General features: G+C 52.9%; 6 protein-coding genes, 1 tRNA gene, 3 rRNA genes and 1 other annotated feature (1 of these 11 running past the window's edge). Of the genes, 3 read left to right on the forward strand and 7 right to left on the reverse strand.

The annotated features are described in order from the left end of the window. Positions 1 to 460: 460 nt before the first annotated feature. The 7 genes from rrf to rluD all read right to left on the reverse strand — a co-directional run bounded on the left by rrf (position 461) and on the right by rluD (position 10,451). Positions 461 to 576 (reverse strand): 5S ribosomal RNA (gene rrf, locus EA20_RS0103345). 166 nt (positions 577 to 742) lie between these two features. Beyond that, positions 743 to 3,645 (reverse strand): 23S ribosomal RNA (locus EA20_RS0103350). A 218-nt stretch (positions 3,646 to 3,863) separates the two neighbouring features. After that, a tRNA-Glu gene (locus tag EA20_RS0103355) sits at positions 3,864 to 3,938 on the reverse strand. 89 nt (positions 3,939 to 4,027) lie between these two features. Beyond that, positions 4,028 to 5,569 (reverse strand): 16S ribosomal RNA (locus EA20_RS0103360). Together the 16S, 23S and 5S rRNA genes with 1 tRNA gene alongside form the textbook arrangement of a ribosomal RNA operon. 477 nt (positions 5,570 to 6,046) lie before the next feature. After that, positions 6,047 to 8,620 carry an ATP-dependent chaperone ClpB gene (clpB, locus tag EA20_RS0103365; RefSeq protein WP_024965490.1) on the reverse strand — a complete coding sequence of 858 codons (2,574 nt, stop codon included), beginning with the start codon at positions 8,618 to 8,620 and terminating at the stop codon, positions 6,047 to 6,049. Positions 8,621 to 8,745: 125 nt separating this feature from the next. Beyond that, positions 8,746 to 9,474, reverse strand: coding sequence for a purine nucleoside phosphorylase YfiH (gene yfiH, locus EA20_RS0103370; RefSeq protein WP_024965491.1), 729 nt, complete (start codon positions 9,472 to 9,474; stop codon positions 8,746 to 8,748). After that, entirely contained in the window at positions 9,474 to 10,451 is a 978-nt protein-coding gene (gene rluD / locus EA20_RS0103375; protein WP_024965492.1) for a 23S rRNA pseudouridine(1911/1915/1917) synthase RluD, read from the reverse strand. Before rluD ends, yfiH begins: the two co-directional genes overlap by 1 nt. Before the next feature lie 130 nt (positions 10,452 to 10,581). Here rluD and bamD point away from each other — a divergent pair, with 130 nt between their 5' ends. The 3 genes from bamD to EA20_RS20960 all read left to right on the forward strand — a co-directional run bounded on the left by bamD (position 10,582) and on the right by EA20_RS20960 (position 12,045). Next, positions 10,582 to 11,313 carry an outer membrane protein assembly factor BamD gene (gene bamD, locus EA20_RS0103380; protein ID WP_024965493.1) on the forward strand — a complete coding sequence of 244 codons (732 nt, stop codon included), beginning with the start codon at positions 10,582 to 10,584 and terminating at the stop codon, positions 11,311 to 11,313. A gap of 260 nt (positions 11,314 to 11,573) precedes the next feature. Continuing rightward, positions 11,574 to 11,909: a ribosome-associated translation inhibitor RaiA gene (gene raiA, locus EA20_RS0103385; protein WP_024965494.1), complete on the forward strand. Its 336-nt coding sequence runs from the start codon at positions 11,574 to 11,576 to the stop codon at positions 11,907 to 11,909. Between the two features lie 87 nt (positions 11,910 to 11,996). Next, positions 11,997 to 12,066: a sequence feature (Phe leader region), on the forward strand (it continues 55 nt past the right edge of the window). Then, complete coding sequence (locus EA20_RS20960; RefSeq protein WP_200868308.1) at positions 11,998 to 12,045, forward strand: hypothetical protein; 48 nt, start codon at positions 11,998 to 12,000, stop codon at positions 12,043 to 12,045. It overlaps the preceding feature by 48 nt.

Genomic DNA, 12,066 nt, shown 5'->3' on the forward strand with positions numbered 1-12,066 from the left:
TTTACGGACAGCCCGGGTAAGAGCAGCACCTGGCAGACTGAGGTGTTGATAACATAAGCGTATAAAGGTCTTTTCAGGCCGTGCCGGAAGGTTAAGGTAACGGCCGGTGACAACCGGTCAGGATCACGCTCATCCGGCAGGACACATGAAGATAACCGTGACGCAAGGGGCATTTCCGGCGGGTGCTGAGGCTGACAGATGAGAGAACATGAAAAGCACCGTAAAGCTCAACACTGGTCAGAGTCGTTCAAATCCGGTCACTGTTCCTGACCGGAAGGTACGGGAGAAACAGGGCCTGTGTCTGACAGGCACAGCAAGGCCCGGGAGTGGGTGGCATATCGCGGGGTTATCTGGAATAACGCAGGGGCGGCGTCAGACCGGAGACCTGGCGCAGCCGCTTTTTCCCGGCCCTGAAACGCAAAAAACCCTGACCGTCAGGTCAGGGTTATCGCGATTTGATGCCTGGCAGTTCCCTACTCTCGCATGGGGAGACCCCACACTACCATCGGCGCTACGGCGTTTCACTTCTGAGTTCGGCATGGGGTCAGGTGGGACCACCGCGCTACAGCCGCCAGGCAAATTCTTTTCGTGCCGTCCTGTGTCTTTTGCTTTCTGGCCGCGTTGCCACAAAACAAAATCCCACGGACCTCAGTCCGCAGAACGTCACTTTATTCTTTATCCGGTACAGGCTGAAAATTGTCTGCGTCTCTCATAACGCTCACCAGAACGCTTCTGGTGTTGTAAGGTTAAGCCTCACGGGTCATTAGTACCGGTTAGCTCAACGCATCGCTGCGCTTACACACCCGGCCTATCAACGTCGTCGTCTTCAACGTCCCTTCAGGAGACTTATAGTCTCAGGGAAGATTCATCTCGAGGCAAGTTTCGCGCTTAGATGCTTTCAGCGCTTATCTCTTCCGCACTTAGCTACCGGGCAATGCCATTGGCATGACAACCCGAACACCAGTGGTGCGTTCACTCCGGTCCTCTCGTACTAGGAGCAACCCCTCTCAATCTTCCAGCGCCCACGGCAGATAGGGACCGAACTGTCTCACGACGTTCTAAACCCAGCTCGCGTACCACTTTAAACGGCGAACAGCCGTACCCTTGGGACCTACTTCAGCCCCAGGATGTGATGAGCCGACATCGAGGTGCCAAACACCGCCGTCGATATGAACTCTTGGGCGGTATCAGCCTGTTATCCCCGGAGTACCTTTTATCCGTTGAGCGATGGCCCTTCCATTCAGAACCACCGGATCACTATGACCTGCTTTCGCACCTGCTCGAGCCGTCACTCTCGCAGTCAAGCCAGCTTATGCCATTGCACTAACCTCACGATGTCCGACCGTGATTAGCTGACCTTCGTGCTCCTCCGTTACTCTTTAGGAGGAGACCGCCCCAGTCAAACTACCCACCAGACACTGTCCCCACGCCGGATTACGGCGCCAGGTTAGAACATCAAACGTTAAAGGGTGGTATTTCAAGGTTGGCTCCACGCAGACTGGCGTCCACGCTTCAAAGCCTCCCACCTATCCTACACATCAAGGCTCAATGTTCAGTGTCAAGCTGTAGTAAAGGTTCACGGGGTCTTTCCGTCTTGCCGCGGGTACACTGCATCTTCACAGCGAGTTCAATTTCACTGAGTCTCGGGTGGAGACAGCCTGGCCATCATTACGCCATTCGTGCAGGTCGGAACTTACCCGACAAGGAATTTCGCTACCTTAGGACCGTTATAGTTACGGCCGCCGTTTACCGGGGCTTCGATCAGGAGCTTCTCTTGCGATAACCCCATCAATTAACCTTCCGGCACCGGGCAGGCGTCACACCGTATACGTCCACTTTCGTGTTTGCACAGTGCTGTGTTTTTAATAAACAGTTGCAGCCAGCTGGTATCTTCGACTGGCTTCAGCTCCGGGAGCAAGTCCCTTCACCTACGCGCCAGCGTGCCTTCTCCCGAAGTTACGGCACCATTTTGCCTAGTTCCTTCACCCGAGTTCTCTCAAGCGCCTTGGTATTCTCTACCTGACCACCTGTGTCGGTTTGGGGTACGATTTCGTGTTACCTGATGCTTAGAGGCTTTTCCTGGAAGCAGGGCATTTGTTGCTTCATCACCGTGGTGACTCGTCATCACGCCTCAGCCTTAAGTGTTCCGGATTTGCCTGGAACACAAGCCTACACGCTTAAACCGGGACAACCGTCGCCCGGCCAACATAGCCTTCTCCGTCCCCCCTTCGCAGTAACACCAAGTACAGGAATATTAACCTGTTTCCCATCGACTACGCCTTTCGGCCTCGCCTTAGGGGTCGACTCACCCTGCCCCGATTAACGTTGGACAGGAACCCTTGGTCTTCCGGCGAGCGGGCTTTTCACCCGCTTTATCGTTACTCATGTCAGCATTCGCACTTCTGATACCTCCAGCAGACCTCACAGTCCACCTTCGACGGCTTACAGAACGCTCCCCTACCCAACAACACATAAGTGTCGCTGCCGCAGCTTCGGTGCATGGTTTAGCCCCGTTACATCTTCCGCGCAGGCCGACTCGACCAGTGAGCTATTACGCTTTCTTTAAATGATGGCTGCTTCTAAGCCAACATCCTGGCTGTCTGTGCCTTCCCACATCGTTTCCCACTTAACCATGACTTTGGGACCTTAGCTGGCGGTCTGGGTTGTTTCCCTCTTCACGACGGACGTTAGCACCCGCCGTGTGTCTCCCGTGATAACATTCTCCGGTATTCGCAGTTTGCATCGGGTTGGTAAGCCGGGATGGCCCCCTAGCCGAAACAGTGCTCTACCCCCGGAGATGAGTTCACGAGGCGCTACCTAAATAGCTTTCGGGGAGAACCAGCTATCTCCCGGTTTGATTGGCCTTTCACCCCCAGCCACAAGTCATCCGCTAATTTTTCAACATTAGTCGGTTCGGTCCTCCAGTTAGTGTTACCCAACCTTCAACCTGCCCATGGCTAGATCACCGGGTTTCGGGTCTATACCCTGCAACTTAACGCCCAGTTAAGACTCGGTTTCCCTGCGGCTCCCCTATACGGTTAACCTTGCTACAGAATATAAGTCGCTGACCCATTATACAAAAGGTACGCAGTCACCCCATAAAAGAGGCTCCCACTGCTTGTACGTACACGGTTTCAGGTTCTGTTTCACTCCCCTCGCCGGGGTTCTTTTCGCCTTTCCCTCACGGTACTGGTTCACTATCGGTCAGTCAGGAGTATTTAGCCTTGGAGGATGGTCCCCCCATATTCAGACAGGATATCACGTGTCCCGCCCTACTCATCGAACTCACAGTAAGCACATCTTCGTGTACGGGAGTATCACCCTGTACCCTGCGACTTTCCAGACGCTTCCACTGATGCACAAACTGATTCAGGTTCTGGGCTGTTCCCCGTTCGCTCGCCGCTACTGGGGGAATCTCGGTTGATTTCTTTTCCTCTGGGTACTTAGATGTTTCAGTTCCCCAGGTTCGCCTCGCAACACTATGTATTCATGTTGCGATGATGCATAAATGCACCGGGTTTCCCCATTCGGGTATCGTCGGTTGTTGCGGTTCATATCACCTTACCGACGCTTATCGCAGATTAGCACGCCCTTCATCGCCTCTGACTGCCAGGGCATCCACCGTGTACGCTTAGTCACTTAACCTCACAACCCACAAGCGTCCCGCAGGATACTGTGTGCTGTAAGCATTTGAGAGACTCGAACACACCGGTCTGTTTATCCTTATTACGGAGGATAAACGCAGTGTGTCGTTTCAATTTTCAGCTTGTTCCGGATTGTTAAAGAGCAAATATCTCAGACATGGCTCGTAAGCCAGTTTTGAGATATTTCGTGGAGACACCTTTCACCTGTCACCAAGCAAGTGGCGTCCCCTAGGGGATTCGAACCCCTGTTGCCGCCGTGAAAGGGCGGAGTCCTAACCGCTAGACGAAGGGGACACAGAAGTGTCACGACTTCGCAGCCGTCTTGCTCTAACGTTTCTATCAGACAATCTGTTGTGGACACTACGCGGGAAAGTATCTTCAGGTAAGGAGGTGATCCAACCGCAGGTTCCCCTACGGTTACCTTGTTACGACTTCACCCCAGTCATGAATCACAAAGTGGTAAGCGCCCTCCCGAAGGTTAAGCTACCTACTTCTTTTGCAACCCACTCCCATGGTGTGACGGGCGGTGTGTACAAGGCCCGGGAACGTATTCACCGTGGCATTCTGATCCACGATTACTAGCGATTCCGACTTCACGGAGTCGAGTTGCAGACTCCGATCCGGACTACGACGCACTTTGTGAGGTCCGCTTGCTCTCGCGAGGTCGCTTCTCTTTGTATGCGCCATTGTAGCACGTGTGTAGCCCTACTCGTAAGGGCCATGATGACTTGACGTCATCCCCACCTTCCTCCGGTTTATCACCGGCAGTCTCCTTTGAGTTCCCGACCGAATCGCTGGCAACAAAGGATAAGGGTTGCGCTCGTTGCGGGACTTAACCCAACATTTCACAACACGAGCTGACGACAGCCATGCAGCACCTGTCTCACGGTTCCCGAAGGCACTAAAGCATCTCTGCTAAATTCCGTGGATGTCAAGAGTAGGTAAGGTTCTTCGCGTTGCATCGAATTAAACCACATGCTCCACCGCTTGTGCGGGCCCCCGTCAATTCATTTGAGTTTTAACCTTGCGGCCGTACTCCCCAGGCGGTCGACTTAACGCGTTAGCTCCGGAAGCCACTCCTCAGGGGAACAGCCTCCAAGTCGACATCGTTTACGGCGTGGACTACCAGGGTATCTAATCCTGTTTGCTCCCCACGCTTTCGCACCTGAGCGTCAGTCTTTGTCCAGGGGGCCGCCTTCGCCACCGGTATTCCTCCAGATCTCTACGCATTTCACCGCTACACCTGGAATTCTACCCCCCTCTACAAGACTCTAGCCTGCCAGTTTCAAATGCAGTTCCCAGGTTAAGCCCGGGGATTTCACATCTGACTTGACAGACCGCCTGCGTGCGCTTTACGCCCAGTAATTCCGATTAACGCTTGCACCCTCCGTATTACCGCGGCTGCTGGCACGGAGTTAGCCGGTGCTTCTTCTGCGGGTAACGTCAATCGGTAAGGTTATTAACCTCACCGCCTTCCTCCCCGCTGAAAGTACTTTACAACCCGAAGGCCTTCTTCATACACGCGGCATGGCTGCATCAGGCTTGCGCCCATTGTGCAATATTCCCCACTGCTGCCTCCCGTAGGAGTCTGGACCGTGTCTCAGTTCCAGTGTGGCTGGTCATCCTCTCAGACCAGCTAGGGATCGTTGCCTAGGTGAGCCATTACCCCACCTACTAGCTAATCCCATCTGGGCACATCCGATAGCGTGAGGCCCGAAGGTCCCCCACTTTGCTCTTGCGAGGTTATGCGGTATTAGCTACCGTTTCCAGTAGTTATCCCCCTCTATCGGGCAGTTTCCCAGACATTACTCACCCGTCCGCCACTCGTCACCCAAGGAGCAAGCTCCTCTGTGCTACCGTCCGACTTGCATGTGTTAGGCCTGCCGCCAGCGTTCAATCTGAGCCATGATCAAACTCTTCAATTAAAAGCTTGATTTGCTTAAACACGTTAAGCGATGCTCAAGTGTAAAACACTCATAATGAATTTCATTATGTGTTCACTCTTAAGACTTGATATTTTTTGCGTCCGGAGACGCTGATATCAATCCTGCGAGTGCCCACACAGATTGTCTGATAAATTGTTAAAGAGCGTTGCGGTAAGCGCCTTGGCGACTTACTGCGAGGTGGCGTATAATACGCTTTCCTCCTTCAGAGTCAACCTCTTTTTCAGAAGTTTTTCTCCGGCGGCTCAGCTTCCTGAACCTCCTGAGCCGCCGGCCTGTAAGCCGTTGTGCCGTCTCAGTGGTTGCGCATTATAGGGAGTTTCCGTCAGCTGACAAGGTTTAATCATCAAAAAAGTTTCAACCGCTTAATTTTTAAACCAGTGGCTGTATAAACGACATTTTACGCCTGGTTAATAAACAAAAATGGGCCCGAAGGCCCATTTTCTTACAAAACTGCGCTTACTGATGCGCAGTGATATTGCCATCCTCAACATCCATTTCAATTGGTTTACCGGGCACAAGCGCTCCAGAAAGGATTTGCTGCGCCAGCGGGTTTTCAATCTGCTGCTGAATTGCCCGTTTCAACGGCCTTGCTCCATAGACCGGGTCGTAACCATTTTTACCAAGCAGCTGTAACGCAGCGTCCGAAATATGCAGCTGGTAGCCGCGATCTTCCAGACGATCGTACAACCGTTGCAGCTGGATTTTGGCGATCGAAGCAATATGCTGTTCGCCCAATGGATGGAATACCACCAGCTCATCAATACGGTTAATAAACTCAGGGCGGAAATGCTGCCCTACCACAGTCATGACAACTTCTTTCATTTCCGCATAGCTGAGCGCGCCGAAACGTTCCTGAATCAGATCCGACCCCAGGTTAGATGTCATGATTACTACCGTATTACGGAAATCAACGGTTCTGCCCTGTCCATCAGTCAGTCGTCCATCATCCAGCACCTGCAGCAGGATATTGAACACATCGGGATGCGCCTTTTCGACTTCATCCAGCAATATCACTGAGTATGGCCGGCGACGAACAGCCTCTGTCAGATAGCCGCCTTCTTCATAACCGACATAGCCGGGAGGCGCACCAACAAGACGCGACACCGAATGTTTCTCCATAAACTCGGACATATCGAGCCGGACCATGGCATCGTCACTGTCGAACATAAAGTTCGCCAGCGCCTTACAGAGCTCGGTTTTACCGACCCCCGTTGGCCCCAGAAACAGAAACGACCCAATTGGCCGGTTCGGATCCGCAAGTCCTGCACGGCTACGGCGAATCGCGTTTGACACGGCTTCTACCGATTCATCCTGACCGATAACGCGCTGATGCAGTTCCTGCTCCATTCGCAACAGCTTATCCCGCTCACCTTCCATCATGCGATCGACAGGAATCCCCGTCCAGCGGGCCAGCACATCAGCAATTTCCACATCAGTTACCCGGTTACGCAGCAGCCGCATGGTTTTGCCTTCTGACTGCGTTGCCAGCGCGAGCTGTTTTTCCAGCTCTGGAATGCGTCCGTACTGAAGTTCAGACATCTGCGCCAGATCGCCTGAACGACGCGCCTGCTCCATTGCAAGTTTCGCCTGCTCCAGCTCTGCTTTTATCGTCTGCGTTCCAGAGAGCGAGGCTTTTTCTGCTTTCCACTCCTCTTCCAGCTCAGAATATTCACGCTCTTTCTGACCCAGTTCTTCTTCCAGCATATCGAGACGTTTGATGCTGGCGTCATCAGCTTCTTTTTTCAGCGCCTGCTGCTCCAGCTTCAGCTGAATGATACGGCGTTCAAGGCGATCGAGTGACTCGGGTTTAGAGTCTATCTGCATACGAATGCTTGATGCCGCTTCGTCAATCAGGTCAATTGCTTTGTCTGGCAGCTGACGGTCAGCAATATAGCGATGCGATAAGGTCGCCGCCGCAACGATAGCCGGATCGGTAATCTGCACATGGTGGTGCAGTTCATAGCGCTCTTTCAGACCGCGAAGGATCGCAATAGTGTCTTCCACACTCGGTTCAGCCACATAGACTTTCTGGAAGCGGCGCTCAAGCGCAGCATCTTTTTCAATATACTGCCGATACTCATCAAGCGTGGTGGCACCAACGCAATGCAGCTCACCCCGCGCCAGCGCTGGTTTCAGCATATTGCCGGCATCCATGGCGCCATCGGCTTTACCTGCCCCAACCATGGTGTGCAGCTCGTCAATAAACAGAATGACATTCCCTTCCTGTTTCGACAGATCGTTGAGTACGCCTTTCAACCGCTCTTCAAACTCACCGCGATATTTCGCGCCCGCCACCAGCGAGCCCATATCCAGAGCCAGTACCCGACGCCCTTTCAGCCCTTCCGGCACCTCACCATTAATGATTCGCTGCGCCAGCCCTTCGACAATGGCCGTTTTACCTACCCCTGGCTCACCAATCAGCACAGGATTGTTTTTTGTCCTGCGCTGCAAAACCTGGATGGTACGGCGGATCTCTTCATCACGGCCAATAACCGGATCAAGTTTCCCTTGCTCAGCGCGTTCGGTCAGATCAATGGTGTATTTCTTTAAAGCCTGGCGTTGATCTTCCGCCCCCTGGTCGTTCACGGTTTCTCCTCCACGCATCTGGTCAATCGCCTTAGTCAGCTTTTCACTGGTCGCCCCGGCAGACTTCAGTAAGTCGGCTAGCGAGCCACGAGATTCAAGCGCGGCGAGCACAAAGAGTTCAGATGAGATGAAATTGTCGGCGCGCTTCTGCGCCAGTTTGTCGCACAGATTAAGTACCCGCACGAGATCGGCTGAAGGCTGGACGTCGCCGTCGGTGCCTTCCACCTGAGGCAAACGACTGATAGCCTGCTCCACGGCAGTACGAAGAGCGGCCACATCGACGCCAGCAGTCGTCAGTAAAGGACGCACGGATCCGCCTTCCTGATTGAGCAGTGCGCTCATCAGATGCAGAGGTTCTATAAATTGATTGTCGCGTCCCAGTGCGGAAGACTGGGCATCGGCGAGAGCAAGCTGGAATTTGTTAGTAAGACGATCCAGACGCATAATTCCCCCTTTCAGGTCAAATTGCTACTGGAGATTAAATGAGGTCATCCCTCAAATTTTCAAGTTAAATGACCCGAAATAGTTGGCGAAATATACATCAGCCTGGATCGTCTTATGCCGCTAGGTTATCTCAGCCAGATTAAACTTGCCATACGCCCTGTTGCAGGTTCGCGCCGATAAGAAAAAAATTGCTCTGGTTCAGAATAGGTGCATAGCCCGCCACCCGTGATATGGCGCAGGCCTTGCCGCCTCAGACGCCCTTTCGCCAGCTGCCAGATATCGGCAAAATATTTATCGCCAACGGGGCGGAAAGCGACATAATCATCTGGATCTACAGCCAGAAACGCTTCTCTGACTTCGGGCCCCACTTCAAAAGCAGCGGGTCCAATAGCAGGACCCAGCCAGGCGACAACGTCTTCCGGGGGAGAAATAAAGGCATCAAGCGTGGCTTCAAGAACGCCAGCGCATAATCCACGCCAACCGGCATGCGCCGCAGCCACCTCCTTACCATCACGCGAAGCAAACAGCACTGGCAAACAGTCAGCCGTCATAACGGCACAGACCACGCCCCGTTGCCGGGTATAAGCAGCATCGGCCCGCAGAGAGTGTGGCGTTGTGGCCGTCAGCTGAAGCACGTCAGTGCCATGAACCTGATCCAGCCAGACGGGCTGAGAAGGCATACCAGCCCGCACAGCCAGATGCTCGCGATTCGCCTGTACACTTTCTGGCGCATCCCCGACATGCGCCCCAAGATTCAGCGAATCCCATGGCGCATGGCTGAATCCACCCCGGCGCGTGGTGGAACAGGCCGCCACGCCAACCGGAACCGTCCACGACGGCGTGATAAGGTGCATTACCAGTCCATCTGTTCTTTAAACTCTTCCGTATCCACTTTCAGGGCATTGATCAAATCAACCATATCCTGAGGTAACGGCGCATGCCATTCCATTTCAATACCGGTAATGGGGTGGTAAAGGCGCAGCATGGTCGCATGCAGGGCCTGACGATCAAACTTACGCAAGGTATTAATGAAAGCCTCTGAAGCGCCCTTAGGCGGACGTGGACGGCCACCATAAAGCTGATCGCCCACCAGCGGATGAGCAATATGAGACATATGCACACGGATCTGATGGGTGCGACCGGTTTCAAGGCGCAGGCGCAAACGCGTATGGGCGCGGAAATGCTCCATAATACGGTAGTGCGTGGTCGCCGGTTTTCCCATCGGGTGAACGGCCATATGCGTACGCTTAGTGGAGTGGCGGCTAATAGGTTCATCTACCGTGCCACCCGCCGTCATCCGGCCAATGGCGACAGCTTCATATTCACGCGTGATTTCCCGCAATTGCAGGGATTCCACCAGGTGAGTCTGAGCGGGAACGGTTTTAGCGACCACCATCAGGCCCGTGGTGTCTTTATCCAGGCGGTGTACAATCCCGGCCCTGGGCACATCGGCAATGGCAGGAAAATGATGCAAAAGCGCATTCAGCACCGTACCATCAGGATTGCCGGCACCAGGATGCACGACCAAATCTCGCGGTTTGTTGATGACCAGAATATCGTCATCTTCATAAACAATCGTCAGAGGAATATCCTGCGCTTCCCAGCGCGCTTCCTCTTCTATTTCTGCATCAATAGCGATTTGTTCGCCACCGAGGACTTTTTCTTTGGGTTTGTCGATGATTACGCCATTAACGCTAGCGCGACGGTCGAGAATCCACTCTTTTATACGGGATCGGGAATAATCAGGGAACAATTCGGCCAAAGCCTGATCTAAGCGTTGTCCGAGTTGCGATTCGGAGACCGTTGCGTTGAGTTTTACTTGTTGTGCCATAAACAGCTTCTTCGTTAACGTTGGGTTTTCACGGCGATGCCGTTTAATATAATGTGCTATTGTACCTGGTCACTATCGGGGGCTATACGGACAGCTTCCTGAATAACACTCTGAGGATAATCAAATCGTCATGACGCGTATGAAATATCTGGTGGCTGCAGCCACGTTGAGCCTGGCATTAGCTGGTTGTTCCGGTTCGAAGGAAGCGGTGCCTGACAACCCCCCTTCTGAGATCTATGCCACAGCCCAGCAAAAACTGCAGGACGGTAACTTTAAAGGAGCAATAACGCAACTGGAAGCGCTTGATAACCGCTACCCGTTCGGACCTTACTCCCAGCAAGTTCAGCTGGACCTGATCTACGCTTACTATAAAAATGCCGATTTGCCGCTGGCACAGGCTGCCATCGACCGCTTCATGCGTCTGAATCCCACTCACCCGAATATTGATTACGTCATTTATATGCGGGGCCTGACGGATATGGCGCTGGATGACAGCGCGTTACAGGGCTTCTTCGGTATCGATCGTTCCGATCGCGATCCGACCCATGCGCGTGCTGCTTTCCAGGACTTCTCTCAGCTGCTGCGCGGTTATCCGAACAGCCAGTACGCCACCGATGCGAGAAAGCGTCTGGTGTACCTGAAAGATCGTCTGGCAAAATATGAACTTGCTGTCGCTCAATTCTACACTAAGCGCGAAGCTTATGTTGCAGTAGTTAATCGCGTTGAGCAAATGATGAAAGACTACCCGGATACGCAGGCGACCCGTACGGCTCTGCCGCTGATGGAAAATGCCTACCGCCAGCTGCAGCTTACTGCACAAGCGGATAAAGTGGCGAAGATCATCGCCACGAATAAGGCTTAAGCACCGACATAAAAAAGGGCAGCGCTGAGCGCTGCCCTTTTTTTAACCAGTTTTACAGCTGTTTGTCATCGCGTTAACTCATCGATCCTGCCCGGCTTTGAGATACTTCTCAACCCCCGAAGCGCTGTTTACCAGACCACCTCACAGAATTTGCAAACCTGACAAAAAGTGACAAAAAAACATGATCTGAAGCACCCTTTTGCCCGCTTTTCAGGGTATGCTGAACCTACATTCGACGGAAATGAGTAGAGGTAAGCACTATGGTTCTCAACATTACCAGCAAGCACATGGAAATCACTCCAGCTATCCGCCAGCATGTCGAAGACCGTCTCGCCAAGCTCGAAAAGTGGCAAACCCACCTGATTAATCCTCACATCGTTCTTTCCAAAGAGCCGAAGGAATTCGTTGCCGATGCGACTATCAACACGCCTAATGGCCCGCTGATTGCCAGCGCGAAACATGATGATATGTACGCCGCTATCAACGAACTGATTAACAAGCTGGAGCGTCAGCTGAACAAGGTTCAGCATAAAGGCGAAGCCCGCCGCGCCAACGCCAGCGTTAAAGACTTCAGTATTGTCGATGAAGAATTATGATGAATACGAACGCGCCTCAGGGCGCGTTTTTTATTGACAGAAAGAAATTAGCGGTTACTTTACTCTCTTCCCCCTTGTGGACATCATCATGAAAAAACGGCTGTTCTTCTTCGCATTCTTTTTTACCTTCCCCTGAACGGGAGGCCATTCGTCGTGT

The organism is Pantoea sp. IMH (assembly GCF_000599885.1).
Taxonomy (GTDB): domain Bacteria; phylum Pseudomonadota; class Gammaproteobacteria; order Enterobacterales; family Enterobacteriaceae; genus Erwinia.

Bases quoted from the DNA above. Each gene is read 5' to 3' on its own strand.
- yfiH (WP_024965491.1), bottom strand. From the start codon at position 9,474: ATGCACCTTATCACGCCGTCGTGGACGGTTCCGGTTGGCGTGGCGGCC.
- rluD (WP_024965492.1), bottom strand. From the start codon at position 10,451: ATGGCACAACAAGTAAAACTCAACGCAACGGTCTCCGAATCGCAACTC.
- bamD (WP_024965493.1), top strand. From the start codon at position 10,582: ATGACGCGTATGAAATATCTGGTGGCTGCAGCCACGTTGAGCCTGGCA.
- raiA (WP_024965494.1), top strand. From the start codon at position 11,574: ATGGTTCTCAACATTACCAGCAAGCACATGGAAATCACTCCAGCTATC.
- clpB (WP_024965490.1), bottom strand. From the start codon at position 8,620: ATGCGTCTGGATCGTCTTACTAACAAATTCCAGCTTGCTCTCGCCGAT.